The 18449-nt window shown below is 61.8% G+C and carries 24 protein-coding genes; 10 read left to right on the plus strand and 14 right to left on the minus strand.

Going from position 1 to position 18449, the window contains the following annotated elements; genetic code table 11:
• Positions 1–116 precede the first annotated feature (116 nt).
• The 3 genes from HYPGJ_RS06170 (at position 117) to HYPGJ_RS06180 (ending at position 2067) form a co-directional block, all read left to right on the plus strand.
• Entirely contained in the window at positions 117–602 is a 486-nt protein-coding gene (locus HYPGJ_RS06170) for a MarR family winged helix-turn-helix transcriptional regulator (protein ID WP_046846336.1), read from the plus strand.
• A 128-nt stretch (positions 603–730) separates the two neighbouring features.
• Entirely contained in the window at positions 731–1222 is a 492-nt protein-coding gene (locus HYPGJ_RS06175) for a CinA family protein (RefSeq protein ID WP_046846337.1), read from the plus strand.
• Positions 1219–2067, plus strand: a complete 849-nt coding sequence (locus tag HYPGJ_RS06180; protein WP_046846338.1) for a pentapeptide repeat-containing protein — start codon at positions 1219–1221, stop codon at positions 2065–2067. Before HYPGJ_RS06175 ends, HYPGJ_RS06180 begins: the two co-directional genes overlap by 4 nt.
• Before the next feature lie 230 nt (positions 2068–2297).
• On the opposite strand, the gene HYPGJ_RS06185 is transcribed toward HYPGJ_RS06180, so the two are convergent.
• From HYPGJ_RS06185 to HYPGJ_RS06220, 8 genes are all read right to left on the minus strand, one after another.
• A complete protein-coding gene (locus tag HYPGJ_RS06185) occupies positions 2298–2762 on the minus strand; it encodes a type II toxin-antitoxin system RatA family toxin (RefSeq protein ID WP_046846339.1) in 465 nt (154 codons plus the stop codon).
• A gap of 136 nt (positions 2763–2898) precedes the next feature.
• The gene (locus tag HYPGJ_RS06190) at positions 2899–3153 is read right to left on the minus strand and encodes a GlsB/YeaQ/YmgE family stress response membrane protein (protein WP_046846340.1); all 255 of its coding nucleotides are present in this window, start codon (positions 3151–3153) and stop codon (positions 2899–2901) included.
• Between the two features lie 93 nt (positions 3154–3246).
• Positions 3247–3534, minus strand: a complete 288-nt coding sequence (locus HYPGJ_RS06195) for a hypothetical protein (RefSeq protein WP_046846341.1) — start codon at positions 3532–3534, stop codon at positions 3247–3249.
• 237 nt (positions 3535–3771) lie between these two features.
• A complete protein-coding gene (locus HYPGJ_RS06200) occupies positions 3772–4188 on the minus strand; it encodes a hypothetical protein (RefSeq protein ID WP_046846342.1) in 417 nt (138 codons plus the stop codon).
• Between the two features lie 239 nt (positions 4189–4427).
• Positions 4428–4754, minus strand: a complete 327-nt coding sequence (locus HYPGJ_RS06205) for a DUF5076 domain-containing protein (protein WP_046846343.1) — start codon at positions 4752–4754, stop codon at positions 4428–4430.
• Between the two features lie 126 nt (positions 4755–4880).
• The gene (locus tag HYPGJ_RS06210) at positions 4881–5147 is read right to left on the minus strand and encodes a septum formation initiator family protein (RefSeq protein WP_244466025.1); all 267 of its coding nucleotides are present in this window, start codon (positions 5145–5147) and stop codon (positions 4881–4883) included.
• Between the two features lie 324 nt (positions 5148–5471).
• Positions 5472–5789, minus strand: coding sequence for a hypothetical protein (locus HYPGJ_RS06215; protein WP_244466046.1), 318 nt, complete (start codon positions 5787–5789; stop codon positions 5472–5474).
• 283 nt (positions 5790–6072) lie between these two features.
• Positions 6073–7413, minus strand: a complete 1341-nt coding sequence (locus HYPGJ_RS06220) for a hypothetical protein (protein ID WP_046846346.1) — start codon at positions 7411–7413, stop codon at positions 6073–6075.
• Positions 7414–7663: 250 nt separating this feature from the next.
• On the opposite strand from HYPGJ_RS06220, the gene HYPGJ_RS06225 reads away from it, so the two are divergent.
• The 3 genes from HYPGJ_RS06225 to HYPGJ_RS06235 all read left to right on the plus strand — a co-directional run bounded on the left by HYPGJ_RS06225 (position 7664) and on the right by HYPGJ_RS06235 (position 10820).
• The gene (locus HYPGJ_RS06225; RefSeq protein WP_046846347.1) at positions 7664–8890 is read left to right on the plus strand and encodes an FAD-dependent monooxygenase; all 1227 of its coding nucleotides are present in this window, start codon (positions 7664–7666) and stop codon (positions 8888–8890) included.
• A gap of 77 nt (positions 8891–8967) precedes the next feature.
• Positions 8968–9882, plus strand: a complete 915-nt coding sequence (locus HYPGJ_RS06230; protein ID WP_046846748.1) for a lipid A biosynthesis acyltransferase — start codon at positions 8968–8970, stop codon at positions 9880–9882.
• Positions 9883–9995: 113 nt separating this feature from the next.
• A complete protein-coding gene (locus tag HYPGJ_RS06235; protein ID WP_046846348.1) occupies positions 9996–10820 on the plus strand; it encodes a hypothetical protein in 825 nt (274 codons plus the stop codon).
• A 21-nt stretch (positions 10821–10841) separates the two neighbouring features.
• Here HYPGJ_RS06235 and HYPGJ_RS06240 read toward each other — a convergent pair whose 3' ends face one another.
• Positions 10842–11078 carry a DUF883 family protein gene (locus HYPGJ_RS06240; RefSeq protein ID WP_013215632.1) on the minus strand — a complete coding sequence of 79 codons (237 nt, stop codon included), beginning with the start codon at positions 11076–11078 and terminating at the stop codon, positions 10842–10844.
• A 140-nt stretch (positions 11079–11218) separates the two neighbouring features.
• Positions 11219–11524 carry a hypothetical protein gene (locus tag HYPGJ_RS06245; protein ID WP_046846349.1) on the minus strand — a complete coding sequence of 102 codons (306 nt, stop codon included), beginning with the start codon at positions 11522–11524 and terminating at the stop codon, positions 11219–11221.
• Positions 11525–11711: 187 nt separating this feature from the next.
• Here HYPGJ_RS06245 and HYPGJ_RS06250 point away from each other — a divergent pair, with 187 nt between their 5' ends.
• Entirely contained in the window at positions 11712–12002 is a 291-nt protein-coding gene (locus HYPGJ_RS06250; protein ID WP_046846350.1) for a hypothetical protein, read from the plus strand.
• A gap of 167 nt (positions 12003–12169) precedes the next feature.
• Here HYPGJ_RS06250 and HYPGJ_RS06255 read toward each other — a convergent pair whose 3' ends face one another.
• The gene (locus HYPGJ_RS06255; RefSeq protein WP_046846351.1) at positions 12170–12412 is read right to left on the minus strand and encodes a hypothetical protein; all 243 of its coding nucleotides are present in this window, start codon (positions 12410–12412) and stop codon (positions 12170–12172) included.
• A 199-nt stretch (positions 12413–12611) separates the two neighbouring features.
• Here HYPGJ_RS06255 and HYPGJ_RS06260 point away from each other — a divergent pair, with 199 nt between their 5' ends.
• Positions 12612–12959 carry a DMT family protein gene (locus HYPGJ_RS06260; protein WP_046846352.1) on the plus strand — a complete coding sequence of 116 codons (348 nt, stop codon included), beginning with the start codon at positions 12612–12614 and terminating at the stop codon, positions 12957–12959.
• Between the two features lie 4 nt (positions 12960–12963).
• Here HYPGJ_RS06260 and HYPGJ_RS06265 read toward each other — a convergent pair whose 3' ends face one another.
• Complete coding sequence (locus tag HYPGJ_RS06265) at positions 12964–13809, minus strand: hypothetical protein (RefSeq protein ID WP_244466026.1); 846 nt, start codon at positions 13807–13809, stop codon at positions 12964–12966.
• A 253-nt stretch (positions 13810–14062) separates the two neighbouring features.
• Entirely contained in the window at positions 14063–15688 is a 1626-nt protein-coding gene (locus HYPGJ_RS06270) for an isovaleryl-CoA dehydrogenase (RefSeq protein ID WP_046846749.1), read from the minus strand.
• Positions 15689–15908: 220 nt separating this feature from the next.
• Here HYPGJ_RS06270 and HYPGJ_RS06275 point away from each other — a divergent pair, with 220 nt between their 5' ends.
• Positions 15909–16967: a CoA ester lyase gene (locus tag HYPGJ_RS06275; RefSeq protein WP_046846354.1), complete on the plus strand. Its 1059-nt coding sequence runs from the start codon at positions 15909–15911 to the stop codon at positions 16965–16967.
• 55 nt (positions 16968–17022) lie between these two features.
• The gene (gene hspQ / locus HYPGJ_RS06280; protein ID WP_013215624.1) at positions 17023–17355 is read left to right on the plus strand and encodes a heat shock protein HspQ; all 333 of its coding nucleotides are present in this window, start codon (positions 17023–17025) and stop codon (positions 17353–17355) included.
• Positions 17356–17478: 123 nt separating this feature from the next.
• Here the strand turns inward: hspQ and HYPGJ_RS06285 are convergent, their stop codons facing one another.
• A complete protein-coding gene (locus HYPGJ_RS06285) occupies positions 17479–18372 on the minus strand; it encodes an invasion associated locus B family protein (RefSeq protein WP_046846355.1) in 894 nt (297 codons plus the stop codon).
• Positions 18373–18449 lie beyond the last annotated feature (77 nt).

Genomic DNA, 18449 nt, shown 5'->3' on the forward strand with positions numbered 1-18449 from the left:
GATGCGTAATTGCAACGGCTTTGAGCGTTGACCCGCCTGCCAGAATCGCGGCATCAAAGGGTCATGTGGTTGTATTGCCACGAGCCACACGAAAGCGCTCACACACGGGAGCCGATATGAACGTCATGCCCCACACTCTTGACCGTATGCCCGCCGATGCCGCCATAAGCACCATCGCCGAGACAACCGCCGAGATGTGCCTCGCCACCCGTGTGCGTCAGCTTTCGCGCATCGTCACGCGCGTCTACGATGATGCCTTGCGCCCACTCGGCATCACCGCGAGCCAGTATACCTTGCTCGCGCAGCTGGCCTCACGTGACGGAATCACTGCCGTCGAGATCGGACACGAGCTCGACATCGAGAAGTCGACACTGTCGCGTAATCTCAAGCGCCTTCTGGCGCTTGGCCATATCATCATGGATCCGCCCGCCGGTCGGCGTGGCCGCGGTCTGCACCTTACGCCCAAAGGTCAGGCCGTTTTGAAGGATGCATACCCGATATGGCAGGACGCGCAGAAGCGGACGGTCGGGGCTATGGGCTCCGACAGTCGCATCGTCCTCGATAGCTTGCTCTCGCATGCCGAGGTCTTAGCCGCGGCCTGATCAGCCAGGCCGTTTGCACATTCTCCTCTCTCTGGATAGCCTTATCGGAGAGTGCTTCCGCCCGAAGCACTCTCCGGTTTCGTTTTGGGCTGTCGTGCTGAATTTGTCCGGCTGAATGAGAGGCGCGCGTGTTTCCACCTGACATCGAAGCGAGCGCCGGTCGGGTCGTCGCCAGATTGCGCGCTGGGCATCTCAAGGTCGCGACGGCCGAAAGCTGCACCGGCGGGCTCATCGCCGGAGCGATCACTTCCATTCCCGGATCGTCCGACGTTTTCGATCAAGGCTTCGTGACCTACGCCAACTCGGCCAAAACGGCGATGATCGGCGTTGATACCGGATTGCTCGAAACTCATGGCGCCGTCAGCGCCGAAGTCGGCCGCGCGATGGCCGAGGGCGCGCTAAAAACCGCCTCCGCCGATGTCGCCGTCGCCGTCACCGGCATCGCCGGTCCCGGAGGCGCCATGCCTGGAAAGCCCGTCGGACTGGTTTTTATCGGGCTCGCATCGCGAGCGACGCCAACCCATGTCCAGCGCTTCGAATTCGGCGATATCGGTCGCGACGGTGTTCGTCTGGCGACCGTGCGCGAAGCTCTGAAGCTTCTCGAAAGGGCTGGCGAATGACCCGTCTCGGAGCGCTTCTTCCCGGCGCTAGAGGATACCGCCTCGCAGCCCTCCTCGCCGCCGCGTTCTGGATCGCGCCCGCCTTCGCAGCCGATCTGACGGCGCGTGACGTGTCGGCGCTTCTGTTCAAGGCGGCTCCCGGAAACCGGCCGGTCCTCAGCGGCAAGAATCTGCAAGGGCTCGATCTCGCGGGCCTCGATTTCAAGGGCGCCGACCTCAGCAAATCAGATCTGTTCGGCGCTGATCTTTCCGGGGCCGACCTTTCACGCACCAATCTCTCCGGCGCGATGCTCGACCGCGTGACGCTGATCGCGGCGCGGCTCGATGGCGCAAACCTCGACAATGCCAGCCTCATGCGCCCATCGACGACGGCGACGCTCACGCCAAGCCGGGGCGAAGCGATGAGCTTCAAGTCGGCCTCGCTCAAAGGCGCGAAGTTCTTCGGTGTCTTTGCCGGATCGAACTTCGCGGGCGCCGATCTCACCGATGCCGTTTGTGCGCCGCTGAACAAGACCGGCTTTATCGAATACATCTGGCGAACTGATTTGTCGGGCGCGAACCTCTCCGGGGCGCAGCTGACGCGAGCCAACATGATGCAAACGCGCTTCAGCTTCGCAGTGCTGAGAGACGCCTCCCTGCACGACACTATTTTGCGCGAGGCCGATCTTTCCGGTGCTGTGCTGACTGGTGCGGATCTCTCGGGCGCCGACCTGACAGGTGCTGATCTCAGCGGTGCCGACGTGACAGGCGCCAACCTCGACGGCGCCAAGCTGCACGATGCTAAAGGTCTCGAAAGCCTGAAGGGCCTAGCTCTGGCGCGAAACTTCGAAAGGACAATTCGCTAGAGCGCTGGCAATCCCGTATCCGCATTCACGCGCCTAACGAAGCAAAGGCATCCGGAGCACGCGTTGATGGCGGCCTTCGCGGCCATGACGTTCTGAGCCGAGCACTCCGACGTCGTCATCGCAGTGCGCCTGCCAACGTCCATCTTCGTCATGGCCGCGCAGCCGGCCATCCATGACAAGCAAAGGTTCTGCTCTGCACGACCGGATCGTTTGCCGCCGTCAGACTGTTCTCACACCCGCGCCGACGGACCGTAAACGTGGGCGGCCCGTTCTTCGAAGGCTTGCGCGAAGCGCCGGAATGCCTGGTCGAACATCGCTCCCATCAGCGCGCCCATCAGCATCGACTTGAACTCGTAGTCGATGAAGAAATCGATCGTTGAACCCGTGCCGGCAGCATCGTCCTTGAACGTCCAGTGATTGATCAGGCGCTTGAACGGGCCGTTCAAATAGCTGACGTCGATCTTCAGATCGCTCGGCTTTGTCAGCACGCGCGTCGTGAAACTTTCGCTGATCGACTTGTAGCCGATATTCATCCGCGCAGTAAGTTCTTCGCCCTCGCCAACCGGCTGCCGTGAGAGCACGACGAGCCCCGTGCACAGCGGCAGGAATTCGGGATAGCGCTCGACGTCGGCGACGAGCGCGAACATCTGGTTGGCGGTAAAGGCGACGTGGCGTGTGGTCTTGAATGATGGCATGGCTGCAATTCGACGGCGCTATGGGCCGCCCGATCTGGCGCGACTGCCCAGCCCCGTGCCCGTCACGGGATCAGTTGCCATAATGCACAAAGCGGCCGCCGTGCATGAGGCCGAGCGGCGCAACGTCGGGATCGCGTCAGGCGAGAATACGCGCCAGAAGCACGACGATGATCGCGCCGATCGCCGCCGTAACGACTTGCGATAAGAAGGCATTGCCGATGCCGAGGTTGATGCCCAGCGCCTTGAACAGATAGCCGCCGACGAATGCACCGATGATACCGGTTATCAGATAGCGGATCAGACCATTGCCGCCGACGACGAACGAAGCGAGGAAACCGGCAAGGATGCCGATGACTGCGAAGACAAGCAGATCGCGCGTTTGTTCGTCCATGGTCAGCCTCCGAAAGTCTGGCTTCGAAAGTTTTGCAATCTCACAGCCGCGCGCATGCCCGACAGGAGTTCACCTGCCGCCGGCGCGCTGCCTTTAGACGTGGCAGCGAGCGCCGAGGTACTGATTGAGTAGCTGATTGTACCTGTCAACGTCGGCACGCTGACCGGCCGAGAGGCTGCCGCCGCTGCTCGCGCGCTCGACCTGAGCGGGCACGCCCTTGGAATCAAGACGATTGAGCTGCCCACGAATCGAGTCGCAGCTTTCGCCGCTCGGCAGCGCTCGAGGACCCGGATCCTGATAGCTCTTGCCGGATGCACCACCGCATCCCTGCAGAAGCGTTGACAAAGCGGCGACCGTTACGATCGCAATAAAACCCCGCATTCCGCACAATCCCACTGGCTTGATAAATGGCAGCGAAGCCCGATTATACGCACTGCACACTAAAGACCATAGAGCTGCTGCGTTTTGCAACTCCTGATGGCCTTCATGTGGCAACGATGCAGCATCGTCGGAGTTCGGCGCACTCTGAGCATGACTGAATACGAGCAGAACTCTGCGCGCGAATTCATGCGTTTCGGAGATGCCGAAGCATCTCCGTGCATTCGATATTATCGAGCGTCAGTTCGCTGCCGGAGTACCAGCAGCCGGAGCCGCGGGTTGCGTGCTTGCCGTCTGTGCCGCCGGAGCAGCAGGCTGCGCCTGAGCGGTTTGCGCCGGAACCTTCGGGCCGCAGCGCGTCTGGAAATCCGCGTAGGCCTTGTTGAGTTCAGCCTGCTTCTGCAGAGCCGAGCGTTTCACCGAAACCTTGACGGTCTTCCCGTCGCCGGCTTTTTCCAGCCGTTCGATCGTGCCGTCGCCTTTCAGCGTGTTGATCTGGCTCGCGAGCGACACGCACACTGGGTCGGTCTTGGCCGCCGTCGTGTCGGGACCGAGCGATTGCGTCGAAAGACCGAAATTCGAACCGTCCGCGCATCCGCAGGTCAGTCCTGCTGCAAGCACGGCCAAAGCAAGCTTGCCCGTTGCGCCCTCAATCATCTTCCACCCCCGGATCGTTGCAACCTGCAACAGCACGCGCACACAGGCTTTCTGCTTAAGGACGGTAAAGCTGCACCCGCAAGCCGTGCGAGGCGCCTCGTCCCCAACGAACAGAAGCGGAGGAGTTCGAAATTGTGGACATCAGCCACATGGTGCTGAACCGCAACAGCGGCGGCACAAGCCGCGCCGCCGGGCGTCAATTGCGCCGCGTTTCACGCGGTATCCGTCTTCGTGGACCGTTAGTGGACGCTGCGTCCGCGAACCTTACCCGCCGCCTTCGCGCTGCCCGGAAGCACCGAGTCGAACCCTTTGCGGATTTCTTCGAGCGCCTGCGCATCGCTTTTCTGGCCGTTGAGCGCGGCTGAATTTGCGACGTGATGGCCGATCTGCGCGAGAAGCCGTCCCCAATCCTGGAGCTGATCGCCCAGCGCCTCGCCGTTGATTGTGACCATCAGCGCACCATCCGCGACCCAGGCGCGGATCAGTTCGACGGCTTGCTGGGCTTCCGGGACACCATCAGGGATATCGAGTTCCAGGGGCCGTTCGGTGTCTTGCAGATTGCTCATGTCAACGGCGCCTTCAATACGCGATACAGATGGGGGTCGGGCAGATTTAATAGGCGCGGGACGCTATCGCAAGGGCGTTGCGTGGCAGCGCGGTCTTGCAGCCGAAAATGCGGGGGTTTTCGCGACCTATCGCGATGCTACGATTTTATCGTTGCTGCGGACATAGCCGAGCACATCGCGCGCGATTTCTTCGACCAGATCGGAATTGGGAACTTCCGGAGATAGCAGAGCCACATCGCGACGCAGTTTGGCGCGCACGGATTCAAGGCCCTTGTTCTCGAAATCGAGAAGCGCCGATCGTTCGATGAGGCGCGTGCGCGCTTCAAATCCATGCCGGCCGTAGCGGGCATGATAGACGAAATAGGCGGTCGACGTCAGGCAGGCAAGCAACACGAATATCTGCCGGGTGAGATGTCGATGCCTATTTCGCCTTTCAGGCCTATTGGCACGCAGCACTGATTCACGCTCCGAGGGAGGAGATCGTTGATGGGAACGATGTTATGGGGCGGTCCGCTTAAGGGCAGGTAAATTCATCCGAGATTTCAATCGCGAATCTCTCGGGCGGGCGCGCGGCTAAATGGGCTCGGGCACGTTGGATTCTGCGACCTGCGGCCAGGCACAGGCGAGCGCGCACGTCGGACGGCATGGTACATTTGCGCAATGTCAGGCGACGGGAAAGGAGCGGTCAGAGCCGACGCGCTGGATCAGGCCAACAGCCTAGAAACGATGCTTCATGCTGCCGTGGATCGTAAGATCCTGCGGCGATTCCGGACCGGCGGCCGGTTCGCTGTTCTGTTCGCTTCGATTGTCTTCGGCCGCGCCGTAAAGCAGCTCGAGACCGAAGTCCATTTTGGGCAACGTGCCGAGCTTGCCAAGACCCGGGATGCGGATTTCGGCTCCTTCCTCGCTCTTCGGCGCGGACTGATCTTGCACTTGCGCTTTCGGAGCATCAGGCGCTCCGTTCGGGATCGCCATACGCTGCTCGTCAAGCGCGAATGCTCCGGTGGTCGCAGCAGCGGCAACGGCCGCCAACATGCCAAGCACCAATGCTGTTCTTCTCACCAAAACCCCGCAATGCCTTGCAAGCACGCACATGTAATACTGATGAGCGGTCGGTCGTGGAACTTCAATGCCCTTTTCAGAGCCCTGGCCCTCACGGTGCCGTTTCTGGTGATGCTGTTGTATCATCGCCATGTTGCTGACGCGACACAGAAGTTTCCAAATATTACAGGCCTAGAACTTGCCAGTTTTCGGCGAAACGCGAAAAGGGCCGCCTTGCGGGCGGCCCTTCCATTCTGACGCAGACGGGAGGTAGCGATCAGAACTGAATGCGTGCGCCGGTGATGACCATGTCGAAGGCGTCGAGCGCGGCCGTATCGCCGGTCGAGTTCGTCAGGTCGCCGTCGGCGTGACGGTAGATGACGTACAGGTCCATCGCAGCGGCATCGATGTTCTGAACGATACCGGCAGCCCAGAAGTTGACTTCGCCGTCGTGCACGTATCCCGACGCCCCGCCGTCAACGGCGAAGGTCTTGCCAGTGCGCGATCCGAGGTTGTCATGGCGATATTCGCCGAACACCGTCGTTTTGCCGAGCGGCAGCCACTTCTGCTCGATACCGCCCTGGATGAACCAGAGATCGCTCTTGCTCTCAGCAGCCGCAGAGATCAGCTCGACGCCGTGGTCGATCGTCTGGCCGTAGCCGCCGTAGACATAGAGGCCGGTCGGAGCGTGCTGGATGGTGGCCGCGCCACCCCACCATTCGCAATCCTCACGGGTCGCACCCGTCGCGCTGAACGGCGCGCAGCCGGTCAGATTCTCGTCGGTGCTCTTTTCCCAGCCGCCTTTGGCGAGGATGTTGAAATCGCCCCACTTTTCTTTGTAGGTCAGCGCGACGCCGGTCTGGTCGTCTTCGCCCCACGAAGCCGTCAGCACGAAGCCGAGGATCGTCGGCGAGTCGTAGCGGACGATGTTGCGGCGGCCGTTCTGACCGCTCGTGCCGTTGTCGGCGCCACGCAGAATGTCGTTCCAGCGGATGGCGGTGCCGCCAAGCTGTGCGCCACCGCTTCTCAGCTGGAAGCGGCCCTGCGCCACGGCAGCAGCCTGGGCGTCGGAGTAGTTGCGCGTGTTCACGCCATCGGCATCGTCCAGAAGATGGTACGTCGCCGAGCCTTCGAGGCCGACTGTGAGCTTTCCGAAGTCTTTGCTCTTCAGCCACCAGTTGCTCTTACGAACGATGAGCGAGTTGTTCGGAGAGTTGGCATCCGTGCTCGACGGGCCGGTCTGGTCCCATTTGTTCGATGGGTTGCCCTGGACGCCGATTTCCAACGTGTAACCAGCCGAGTATCCGTTGGCGATTTTCGCTTCGCCGGAGAACTTCACGCGCGACTGCTCGAGCGAGTTCGTGCCGACGTAGGCGTTGCGCTCCGAACCGTCATCCCAGAAGTAGACGGCTTCGTTGACCCAGCCGGAAATCGTGAGCGAGACCTTGCGGTTACCCTTGCGGGCCGTCGTCGCCTCAAGCTCAGCGATGCGTTCTTCAAGATCGGCGCAGCAGTTGCCGCCCAGATCGGCTGCGGAGGCTTGCGTAAAGCTCATCGCAAGTCCAAACGCCGCCAACAACGCAAGACGGCTGCACGATAGTGTGAATACCGATTTCATCGGTGCCCCTCTGTTTTTACAGACCCCAACCAGAACGGCACGCCATTTCCCCTGATCGCGCCGGACAATTCCTGCCATTGCGCTGTGAGAAATATCGTTTCCCCAAATCAGCGCCTTGGGCACTGAAAAGCATGCCAGTTTAACAGATGCGTGACAGTCGGGCCCTCAAGGCGTTGCAACGCAGCAACAGGTGGTCCTTTAGACCATTTCTGTGCTTTAACAGACACATGGAAGGTTAGCTGCGGTGGCCATGGAAACTGTTTTTGACGTTGCAGTCGTTGGCGCCGGACCAGCGGGGCTTGCCGCCGGCCTCGCATGCGCCGAATCCGGGCTTCGTACGATTGTGATTGGACCGCGATCCGATCCCCGCGACGGGCGTTCCGCGGCGCTGATGGACGGTTCCGTCAACCTTCTGAAAAGACTTTCAGTTTGGGATAAAGCCGCGGACGCGGCGGCGCCGCTGCAGGGCATCCGTCTCATCGATGCGACGGGCGGGCTCGTTCGGGCTCCGGAAGTGCTGTTCGAAGCCGCCGAAATCGGCCTTGGCGCTTTTGGCCACAATATCCCGAACTCGGCGTTGACCGCTGCTCTGGAAGCCACGTCGCATCCGCTTCTGACGCGGCTCATCGACCCGCGAGCGACGGTATCCGATTTGGCCGGAAGCGAAGCAGTGTTGTCGACCAGCACCTCCGAAGTGATCAGGTGCCGTTTGGTCGTCGCCGCCGACGGCCGTGAGTCACCAGCCCGTACCGCCGCTGGGATCAGCACGACGAACTGGAGCTATCCGCAGGCCGCCGTCGTCGCCACATTCGCTCACACGCGGCCCCATCGCGGTATCTCCACCGAGTTGCATCGGCCGATGGGTCCTCTGACCGTCGTCCCCGCCCCCGGCAATACGTCGAACCTCGTCTGGGTGGAATCGCCCGAAGAAGCCCAGCGCCTGGCCGATCTCGATGACGACAGCTTCGGCCGCGAACTCTCGACCCATATCGGAGACCTGCTCGGCGCTGTTTCACTCCTTACGCCGCGAAGGACCTTCCCGCTCTCCGGCCGCACGGCGGACGTTCTGGGCCGTTCGCGCGTCGCGCTCGTCGGCGAAGCGGCGCACGTCATCCCGCCGATCGGCGCGCAGGGCCTCAATCTCGGCTTTCGAGACGCGGCGACGATCGCCGAGCTTGCGGGTGCGGCCCGGTGCGCTGGGACCGACATCGGCGGCGACGATGTCCTCGCGAACTACGACCGGCTGAGGCGCCGCGATATCGCCTCCCGCGTCTTTGCCGTCGATGTGCTCAACCGGTCGTTGCTGTCCTCGATTCCGGGTGTCCATCTCGCCCGCGGTTTCGGGCTTTTCGCCCTCGCAACCAGCCGCCGCTTGCGCGCCCGTGTCATGCGCGAGGGCGTCATGCCGGGCTCGGACGTGCCTGAGTTTATGCGCCCGTTGCATCGAAGCGGGGAAATCCCAGCCGCCCGAGCTTGACGGGGCTGTTCCCCGGCGGGCAAGACTTCCCGCCTTGATCTCTTTCAACTGAGGGAATGTGACCGCTGTCTTTGGACGTGCCGACTTCACCGCTGCGTGACCTGCAGTTCAGGCTTGAATATGCGCTGTTGCGACTGATCGTCGGCATCGTGCGCATCGTGCCGCTCGACGTCGCGACGCACCTGTCCGCATGGAGCTGGCGGCGCCTCGCGCCTTTGATCAATCCGAAACGGCACAAGCGCGCGCTCGACAATCTGCGCATCGCCTTTCCCGAGAAGTCGGAGGCGGAGCGGACGGCCATCGCACTCGCGCACTGGGAAAATCTCGGTCGCGTCATGGCCGAGACGATGCGCATCGATCAAGTGATTGCCGATCCGACGCGTCTGGTCATCAGGAACCCGAAGGTCTTTGAGCGCTACTCGAGCAAGCTCGGCCCCATCGTCGGCGCGTCCCTGCACATGGGAAACTGGGAGCTTGCGATCTGGCCTTTGACCATCGCAGGCGCCGATCCGGCTTGCGTCTATCGCTCGGTCAACAATCCCTACATCGACCGCTACCTGCGCTATCAGCGCCGCGATCTTTATCCGGGCGGCATGTTCGGGCGCGGCAAGGTCGAAGGCGACCACGGCGAGTCGCAGAAAACCGCGCGCATCATCATGGATTTCGTCCGTTGCGGCGGACGCCTCGGTGTCGTCTGCGATCTTTATGACCGTTCCGGCCTGCCGGTGCCGTTTTTCGGCAAGGACGCGCGCACAGTCGCGATCCCAGCGATGATCGCCCGCCGTGCCGGCGCCCGCATCTGGATGTCGCGCTGCATGCGCATCGGCAAGGACAGCCGCTTCGAGATCGAACTCAAAGAGCTTCGTATTCCGCGCACGGCCAACCACGGCGAAGACGTCAAGTGGGCGACCGCTGCGATGACCCGGCAGTTTGAGGAATGGGTTCGCGAGATGCCGGAACAGTGGATGTGGTCCAACCGGCGCTGGAGCTAACCTCAGACTGAGCTCCGGCGCTGCCCACGGCGTCCGGAACCGGTGCGCTCGGCCAGGCGTTGTTACTTGCTGACCTCAAACATCAGCGGTTCGGCGTTCGGCATGAGAAGCGCATGAGCGACACACTCACACCTCTCCGCTTGGCGATCGTCTTCCTGGGCCTTCTCCTTCCGACGCTCGCACTAATCCCGCTTGGAAGTCTATGGCTCTGGCAGCACGGATTTCTGGTTCACTGGGCGCTCGCGACGCTCGGCTGCACGCTCATCGCATACCTCTTCGAGCGCATGACGCTCGGACCGAAAGTTGCTCCTCTTCCGTCGTCGCCATCGCAGCCGGTCAATGCCGAGCTGCAAGTGACGACGCTGCGCATTGATGACGACCCGCTCCGCAAGAAGGCTGCCGCGGCCGTCGAGAAGCTTGCAAACACCACCTCGACCGAGGCCATTGCATCCTGGAATGACCTTTTGAACAGCGGTCTCAAGACGGTTGAGACGGTCGCCAAGGTCTATCATCCCGACCGCGCCGATCCGATGCTGCGCTTCACAGTGCCCGAAGCATTGACGTTGATCGAGCAGGTTAGCGGCAGACTGCGGCCCGTATTCGAAGGCGTGCTGCCGCTTGGCAATCGCCTCACCGTTGCACAGTTTGCGCAGATCTATCGCTGGCGCGGCGTCTACGACGTCGCGGATCGAGCCTGGTCGATCTGGCGCATCGCGCGCGTTCTCAACCCTGCGACCGCCGTCACCTACGAAATGCGCGAGCGGCTCTCCAAGTCGATCATGCACTGGGTCAAGGGATCGATCACGACACGTCTCACCCGCGCTTACGTTCGCGAAGTCGGGATGGCGGCCGTCGATCTTTATAGCGGCGAGCTACGCCGAAAGGCCGGCGTTTCGGCCGACCTTCCGCGCAACAAAAAAGAACCGTCCGTCGACTGAGCGTCGCGGACGGTTTCGATTTTACGATTTCCAGAGAGCGCCGACGACGAAGCCGACTGCGCCCGCGATGAGCAGCGTCGTCAGCGGCTGATCCTTGACGGACTTGTCGATCGCGCCTTTGACGTTCCCGGCCATTTCCTCGACCTGCTGCTTTGCGTCTCCGGCGGCCTCACTTGCGGCGTCGATCGTCTGCCGCGCGCGGCCCTTGATATCTTCAATTGAGCTGGAAGATCCGTATGTCGATGATGTCGATGCCATTGGGGGGCCACTCCTTGTTGAATAATGCATCCAACGCCGTGGCCTCGCATTGGTTGCATCGCAGAATGGCGAGCCCCGTTCGCGCAATTAAACGTGACCGGCGTCGGCTCGCGTAATCCTTCGATCGGTGCACCTCGCTATCAACGCGATGCTGTCTGTGCTGTCCCGCGCCGTCGGGCGACTTCCGCTGCGGACACTTCTCCCGCCGCGACCAATGCATTGACGCAGCGTTTCGAAAGGCCGCTTCCCACCGAGCGCATGCACGAGCGAACTTGAGGACTGTCGGGGCTATAGGCGCTGCAATGCGCGTAGTAGTCGGTCGCGCAGGCGAGCTGAACACTGAGGCTGACAGCCAGTGCGTCGTTTGCCGTGACCGCCGCGCCGCCGAGCGCGAGTGCTGACGTCAGGACTGCTTTCACCGTTTTGAACGACCTATTCGATGCCATTGTCGCGTCTCCGCTCGCAAAATTGGGCCTCGGGGTTTCATGTTGTGAAAGGTTTACGCCAGCCGAGACTGGCCCGCTGTTCCGCGCGTAACCGATGGCGAGGCACGAATTTCAGCGGTCGCCGGCGCACGAGAACCACGCGCCAACTCGCGCGTTACCGTCAGGGACATCACGCGAGGAATGAACCATGGCGGCTGTGATTAATCTCGTTTCGGAACGGCAACATCGCACGGCGCGCGAAGCCGCTGAGCTGCGTGACGAATTCCTGGAAAAATGCTGCGTTTCTGTCGCCGACCTCGATCGTCTCGCCGGGTATGCGCTGGTCGTGTGGGACGCACGCGGCGACATGCGAACCGCGTACAATGCATCAGAGGGGCCGATCGGTCCGGCGCTTGTCCCGACGCTCGTCGCCGACGCCTTGAACCGGCACGTCGCCGTTATGCTCGCGCGCTCTGACGACACCGACGCATCTAGCTGACGTTCGCGGCGTCCACAAAAAAGCCCGGAGCATTGCTCCGGGCTGAGGACGTTTCGACGGACAAGGATTAGTGCAGGAAGCCGAACAAGTGCAGTCCGATGATGACGATCAGCGGAACGCCTGCCAGCCACAGAATGAGATCGCGTGCCATGCTAGTCTCCTAAGGATCAGTTGTCGTTCGAGTTGGTGTTCGCGGTCGCGTCCGTTGATTTGTCGACCTGTGTCTCGGTCGGCGTGCCTTTGGCGAGCCCAAGAAGCTGGTCGAGATGATAACGCGCCTGTTGCAAGTGATTGCGCGCGTCGTCACCGCGAAAGATGACGCCGCTCTGCGCGGCGCTCCGAAGTTCATTTTCCATGTCCCAAAGCGTCTTCAAGACGCCTGGAACAGTTTTCTGAATGCTCTCGGACATGTCGATCGCGTCCTTATCAACTTGGTGAGATAAGAACGCGCACCACACGGTTGTGGTTCCGGAGTCTGCGTCGTTAGCGCGGAACGAAGTGACCAAGCGCTGGCTGGACTCACGCGCTAATAGACTTGTATGGACGGAGCCGCGTTTGCTCCCCTACTGCGGCGCACCTTTCCGTTCACCCCTTTGGACCCATCCGCCCATGATCTCGCCGTCTCTTCTGCCGATCGTGCTTTTGACGATGTCGAACGTCTTCATGACCACCGCCTGGTACGGTCATCTCAAGTTCACCGACCGGCCGTTATGGGTCGTCGTCCTGGTGAGCTGGGGTATCGCCTTCTTTGAGTATTGCCTGGCGGTGCCTGCAAACCGCTATGGCCATGCCGTATATTCGGCCGCCGAACTGAAGACGATGCAAGAGGTGATTACCCTCATCGTCTTCGCATTCTTTTCTGTCTTCTATTTGAAGGAAGCGTTGACGATCAATCACGCCGTCGGCTTCCTGCTGATCGCCGCCGGCGCTTTCTTCGTGTTCAAAGGGCCGTTGTGATTACTCAGTTGATCGGCACACTGAGCTTGAATTTGCTGTTGACGCTTTGTGGCGTGGTGGCCGTTGCCGCATCGACGTCCGTGGTCACGCTCAGCGTGTAGATATCGGAGTCTTTGTAGGTGACGCCAGCGCCGGCCGATCGGTCCGGAGTGGTGAGGGTCGCGGCGCCCGTCGACATTTCGAACTCGCGCTTATACGTCACGAACGGCGAGATCGTCTTGCCGTCGCCGAGCGCAAACGAATGATCGATCTTCGGCGCGAGAATGACGGCGCTCTTTTCGGAGGCGCCGTTCGCCGCGGCGAACCCGGCGTTACCGGCTTGCCATTCCGTCCGTGCGTCGACGCTGATGAGCGGCGTCGCCTGCAGAGTGACATACGCGGACGCCTTGGAATCGAGTTCCGGCGCGGCGCTTGCCGAACGCGCGTCGCCGCGCTCGACCGAAACGCCCATCACGGCGGAGCGTGACAGCTTGTAATCGACGCCAAGGCCGGTGCGGGTCGATTGATCGCGATCGCCCTCGTAACCTTTGACGTCGACGCTGGTCCACACATCTACGGGAAGGTTCGGCGTGGTATTGATCTTCGGCAACGCCGGTGTGCTGGCGCCACTCTGATCGATGACGAAGGTCCGTGTATTGAAATTCTTGAGATCGTCGAGGCTCGTGCGCAGCGACACGTTCGAGTTCGACGAATTGACCTGGAGCGGCACGCCTTTGTCTTGCTGCGCGATCCACGGCATCGCTGAAGCTGCCGACGCCGCCGGTTTTGCTCCGGCATGATCTTGTAACGCGGCGTCGAGATCAATCTGCGGCAAGTCGCTGTCGCACGGCGAGAAATCTGGCTCCGCCATGCTCGTTGCAACGTTCAGGCACTCATCATCCGCGTGAGCGACAGACGCCGCGGGGATGCATGCGGCAAGGCTCAGGATGCAGAAACCGACGCTACGCGCTTTCAATGCTTTGCTTACGAGATACATGCTCATCCGCGCCTGTTAGCCTCGAACTTTGATCATCATGTGGCATCGCATTTTGCAGGTCTGCAGCGCTTTATTTTCCGCCGCGATCCTTGCCGCACGAGACTTGTCGCGAAGCAATAACATTCGCTTAACGCAACATGGGCGCGGCGCGCTCGACGATGCGGCGCGTGTCCACTCTTGGCGGAAGCATGCCGAATGCGCCCGAACCGCCGTCGAGACGTGATGCGCAGAATGCGTCGGCCACGATCTGCGGCGCATGCCGAATGAGCAATGATGCTTGCAGCGCGACGACGAGATCGCGGACGAAAACACGAGCTTGCGCTTCGTCGCCAACGGATGTGGCGGTCGCCTGCATCCGCGCAAGGAATTGCGCCAGACGGCGATCGGCCGTTGCCGCGTCGCGCATTTCGTCAGCCAGCACGGCGGCCGCGAGCGGCGCCTTCGCGAGCGCGCGCAGAACATCGAGACACATGATGTTGCCCGAGCCTTCCCAGATCGAGTTGACCGGCACTTCGCGATAAATGCGGGCGAGCCCAAAATCCTCGACGTAACCGTTGCCGCCGAGGACTTCCATCGCTTCGGCCGCGAACGCCGGCGCGCGCTTGCAGATCCAGAATTTGGCGGCAGGCGTCACGACGCGGCGGAAGGTCAGCGCCTCCTCGCTGTCCTCGTCGTAAGCGCGCGCAAGCCGCAGCGCCAGAAGCGTCGCCGCCTCGGCTTCGATCGCGAGATCGGCCAGCACGTTGCTCATCAGCGCGTGATCGACGAGATGCTTCTGGAATGTCGTACGATAGCGGGCGTGATGAATGGCTTGCGCCACGGCTTGGCGCATCAGTCCCGAAGAACCGATGACGCAGTCGAGCCGCGTGTAATTGCCCATTTCGATGATGGTCGGAATTCCGCGCCCTTCGTCTCCGAGAAGTTCCGCGTGCGCATTCACCAATTCGACTTCGCTCGACGCATTCGAGCGATTGCCGAGCTTGTCTTTGAGACGGCGAATGTGGATCGCGTTGCGCGTGCCGTCGGGCTTCCATCGCGGCACGAGAAAACACGTCGGACCTGCGTCCGTCTGCGCCAGCATGAGGAACGCGTCGCACATCGGTGCCGACATGAACCACTTGTGTCCGTTGAGGCGATAATACCGGCGCTCTCCATCGGCTTCAGAGAACTCGGCGCGCGAGACGTTGGCGCGGAGATCGGAGCCGCCCTGGTTTTCCGTCATCGCCATGCCGACCAGCGCCGACGTTTTTTCCGGCGCTGGGCGAAAGCGCTGATCGTAAGAGCGCGAGAATATGCGCGGCAGCCAGTCCGCGGCGATGTCGGGAGCGCGCTTCAACGTCGGCACCGCTCCATAGGTCATCGAAACCGGGCAGTAGACGCCGCTTTCGATCTGGGCGAGCATGAAGCATCCGGCGGCTCGCGCGACATGCGCGCCGCGCCTCGGCTCCGCCCACGGACTTGAATGAAGCCCCGCCTTCATCGCGAGACCGAGCAGCGCATGCCATGACGGATGAAAGTCGACTTCATCGATCCGCGCGCCGGAGCGATCGAAAGCGCGGAGCGTCGGCGTGTTGCGATTGGCCTCCGCTCCCAGCGCTATGACGTCCGCGCTGCCGAGACGCGCGCCGAGCGCATGCAGCGAGCTTTCCGCCCAGCTCGCACCTTCGCGGCCGGCCGCCTCGCGCAGCACGGCATCGCTGTCAAAGAGATTGTAATTCTCGAGCGGTGGCGGCTGGTTGGTGACATCGATCATCGCGGCCTCGTTCACCTGTCAAGCCGATTGCACCTTAGTTCCGGGATCAGCATGCTGCAATTTCAATGAAACGTGCGTTTGTTCGGCCCGGTCCCATTAACGAACGGCAAAAGCCCGCGCCAAGGCCGCCCGAAACGTAAAGAGTGCCCAATTGACATAGGCGCCATGACGCCCAATGGTGCGGCCAAATTTTCCCAGAACTCGAACAGGATCGCTGCCGATGGCCTCGACACGCACGCCCGCTAAGCACTTCGCCCCTCTCGCCATCGGCGCACCCGAGCCATTCCGCACGCTCCCCGTCAACCTTGAACGGATGATCCACTTCGTTCCGCCGCACAACGAAAAGATCCGGGCCAAGATCAAGGATCTCGCGGCGCAGGTCGACGTGGTGCTCGGCAACCTCGAAGACGCCGTCCCCCTCGATCAGAAAGAGAACGCGCGCAAGGGATTCATCCAGATGCTGCGCGACAACGATTTCGGCGCAACCGGCGTCTGGACGCGCATCAACTGCCTGAACTCGCCGTGGGTGCTCGACGACGTGACCGAGATCGTCTCGAACGTCGGCAACAAGCTCGACGTCGTCATGCTGCCGAAGGTCGAAGGTCCGTGGGACATCCATTACCTCGATCAGCTTCTCGCGCAGCTCGAAGCCAAGCACGGCGTCAAGAAGCCGATCCTCATCCATGCCATTCTGGAAACGGCGGAAGGCGTCAATAACGTCGAAGCGATCGCGGCCGCTTCGCCGCGCATGCACGGCATGAGCCTTGGACCGGCTGACCTTGCCGCGTCGCGCGGAATGAAGACGACGCGCGTCGGCGGCGGCCATCCGGACTACGGCGTCCTTGCTGACCCGGGCAAAGACGCAGCCGCGGCGCGGACCTTCTACCAGCAGGATCTCTGGCACTACACGATCGGCAAGATGGTCGACGCCTGCCAGGCATATGGGTTGAAGGCGTTCTATGGCCCGTTCGGCGATTTTTCGGATCTCGCCGCCTGCGAGGCTCAGTTCCGCAACGCGTTCCTGCAGGGCTGCCTCGGTGCCTGGACGCTGCACCCCTCGCAGATCGACATCGCCAAGCGCGTGTTCTCGCCCGATCCGGCCGAAGTGAAGTTCGCCAAGCGCATTCTCGACGCGATGCCCGACGGCACCGGCGCCGTCATGCTCGACGGCAAGATGCAGGACGACGCAACCTGGAAACAGGCCAAGGTCATTGTCGATCTGGCGAAGATCGTCGCGTCGAAAGATCCGGAGCGGGCGGCGCTTTACGGGGCGCTCTGACGATCCGCCCGTCTGCCCTCTTGCGAGATCGGCTCAACCGGCACACATTTGGGCTATGGGTTCAATTCGGCATGCAAAGTTCGCGATCGGTCAGGTGGTGCGCCACCGGATCTATCCGTTTCGCGGGTTGATTTTCGACATCGATCCGGAATTCGCGAACACAGAGGAGTGGTGGCTGTCGATCCCGGAAGACGTGCGTCCGCGGAAGGATCAGCCGTTCTATCATCTCTACGCCGAGAACGACGAAACCACGTACCTCGCTTACGTCTCCGAGCAGAATCTTCTGCTCGACGAGACGTCGGCGCCGCTTCGCCATCCCGATATTTCTGACCGCTTCATCAGCGACGCCGGCGGCACATATCGGCTGCGGCCACGGTCGGCCAACTGAGCAGTCGGGTTACAGTCGCCTCAGCGCCGGATAGCCGTTTCGCGCTTTGGTAGAAATCTTCACAAAATAAAAGCCGCCCCGGCGGTGCCGGAGCGGCTCGGTAACTCGTTTGAGCTTGGGCGCTTACTTCTGCTTCGGCGCAGCCTTGGGCGCTGTAGAGCCCGTCGTGGTCGGCGGAGCGCCAGGCGCATCGAGCGGAAGGTTCTTCATCTCGTTGGCCTTCCACTGCTCGGCCATCTTCTGCTGACGTTCGCGGATCTGCTGCATCAGCGCGCCGCGAGCCTCTGCGTATTTCTTGTTGTCGACCGGAGGTCCGGCAGCCGCCTCATTGTAGCCGTCGAGCGGAACCGGGAAGCCGACGGGCTGAGCCGCTGCGTTCATCGCCAGCACCATGATGCCGCCGCCCTTCGACATCTGATCGAGGATATCAGGCGTCGCTTCCGTTTCGGCCGTGCAGCCGGCGGGGTGGCAAAGCGAGTAGTGCAGTTCGATCGGCTTCAGCTTGGCTTCGTCGACCTTTTCGTTCTTCGACGCCTTTGCCCAATCTTCCTTGCTGTACACGGCGGCGCGCAGGCCCGGCGGGATCGCCATGCCGAGCGGCACCATGATCATCAGCGACTTTTTCGGGCTGCCTTCGATCTGGCGAATGGCCGCCGAAACGAGAACCATGCCCGTGTTGCCGTCAAGGCGCTCATGATGCGTCAGGCAGAGCTGCTTCTCTTCGTTCTGTTCCTTGCCGTCCTTGTCCTTTTTCGCGACCGGGGCTTTCTCGCAAAGCTTCACCCAGGCGCTTTTGGCAGCGGCCGAGGCGGCACCGGCAGCCGCAGGCGCCGCAGCTTTCGCCGGAGCGGCCTTCGCAGCAGGCGCGGCTTTAGCGGCGGGCGCCGCCTGAACCTTCTTCGGCGTAATCTGAATTTCCTTTTCCGCATCCTGCGCCGAGGCTGCGGACATTGCCGCGACCAAAGCCAAGACGGAAACGAGCGCCCTGCCGCCCGTGCGCAATACCGCGTTTGCCATCAACGTAACAATCCTCGCTTGTGCTATCCTGCCGGAATTCCGGCCCCTATCCTCGGTACGCAGCGGTATGTCCCTGT

This window comes from Hyphomicrobium sp. GJ21, from assembly GCF_001006785.1.
In the GTDB taxonomy this organism is placed as follows: domain Bacteria; phylum Pseudomonadota; class Alphaproteobacteria; order Rhizobiales; family Hyphomicrobiaceae; genus Hyphomicrobium_B.

What these genes read in the sequence shown, in the direction of transcription:
- HYPGJ_RS06235 (WP_046846348.1), top strand. Translation starts at nt 9,996, where the DNA reads ATGAGCGACACACTCACACCTCTCCGCTTGGCGATCGTCTTCCTGGGC.
- HYPGJ_RS06240 (WP_013215632.1), bottom strand. Translation starts at nt 11,078, where the DNA reads ATGGCATCGACATCATCGACATACGGATCTTCCAGCTCAATTGAAGAT.
- HYPGJ_RS06200 (WP_046846342.1), bottom strand. Translation starts at nt 4,188, where the DNA reads ATGATTGAGGGCGCAACGGGCAAGCTTGCTTTGGCCGTGCTTGCAGCA.
- HYPGJ_RS06215 (WP_244466046.1), bottom strand. Translation starts at nt 5,789, where the DNA reads ATGTTGGCGGCCGTTGCCGCTGCTGCGACCACCGGAGCATTCGCGCTT.
- HYPGJ_RS06260 (WP_046846352.1), top strand. Translation starts at nt 12,612, where the DNA reads ATGATCTCGCCGTCTCTTCTGCCGATCGTGCTTTTGACGATGTCGAAC.
- HYPGJ_RS06245 (WP_046846349.1), bottom strand. Translation starts at nt 11,524, where the DNA reads ATGGCATCGAATAGGTCGTTCAAAACGGTGAAAGCAGTCCTGACGTCA.
- HYPGJ_RS06285 (WP_046846355.1), bottom strand. Translation starts at nt 18,372, where the DNA reads ATGGCAAACGCGGTATTGCGCACGGGCGGCAGGGCGCTCGTTTCCGTC.
- HYPGJ_RS06205 (WP_046846343.1), bottom strand. Translation starts at nt 4,754, where the DNA reads ATGAGCAATCTGCAAGACACCGAACGGCCCCTGGAACTCGATATCCCT.
- HYPGJ_RS06170 (WP_046846336.1), top strand. Translation starts at nt 117, where the DNA reads ATGAACGTCATGCCCCACACTCTTGACCGTATGCCCGCCGATGCCGCC.
- hspQ (WP_013215624.1), top strand. Translation starts at nt 17,023, where the DNA reads ATGGGTTCAATTCGGCATGCAAAGTTCGCGATCGGTCAGGTGGTGCGC.
- HYPGJ_RS06190 (WP_046846340.1), bottom strand. Translation starts at nt 3,153, where the DNA reads ATGGACGAACAAACGCGCGATCTGCTTGTCTTCGCAGTCATCGGCATC.
- HYPGJ_RS06250 (WP_046846350.1), top strand. Translation starts at nt 11,712, where the DNA reads ATGGCGGCTGTGATTAATCTCGTTTCGGAACGGCAACATCGCACGGCG.
- HYPGJ_RS06220 (WP_046846346.1), bottom strand. Translation starts at nt 7,413, where the DNA reads ATGAAATCGGTATTCACACTATCGTGCAGCCGTCTTGCGTTGTTGGCG.
- HYPGJ_RS06255 (WP_046846351.1), bottom strand. Translation starts at nt 12,412, where the DNA reads ATGTCCGAGAGCATTCAGAAAACTGTTCCAGGCGTCTTGAAGACGCTT.
- HYPGJ_RS06270 (WP_046846749.1), bottom strand. Translation starts at nt 15,688, where the DNA reads ATGATCGATGTCACCAACCAGCCGCCACCGCTCGAGAATTACAATCTC.
- HYPGJ_RS06265 (WP_244466026.1), bottom strand. Translation starts at nt 13,809, where the DNA reads ATGGCGGAGCCAGATTTCTCGCCGTGCGACAGCGACTTGCCGCAGATT.
- HYPGJ_RS06180 (WP_046846338.1), top strand. Translation starts at nt 1,219, where the DNA reads ATGACCCGTCTCGGAGCGCTTCTTCCCGGCGCTAGAGGATACCGCCTC.
- HYPGJ_RS06185 (WP_046846339.1), bottom strand. Translation starts at nt 2,762, where the DNA reads ATGCCATCATTCAAGACCACACGCCACGTCGCCTTTACCGCCAACCAG.
- HYPGJ_RS06275 (WP_046846354.1), top strand. Translation starts at nt 15,909, where the DNA reads ATGGCCTCGACACGCACGCCCGCTAAGCACTTCGCCCCTCTCGCCATC.
- HYPGJ_RS06225 (WP_046846347.1), top strand. Translation starts at nt 7,664, where the DNA reads ATGGAAACTGTTTTTGACGTTGCAGTCGTTGGCGCCGGACCAGCGGGG.
- HYPGJ_RS06195 (WP_046846341.1), bottom strand. Translation starts at nt 3,534, where the DNA reads ATGCGGGGTTTTATTGCGATCGTAACGGTCGCCGCTTTGTCAACGCTT.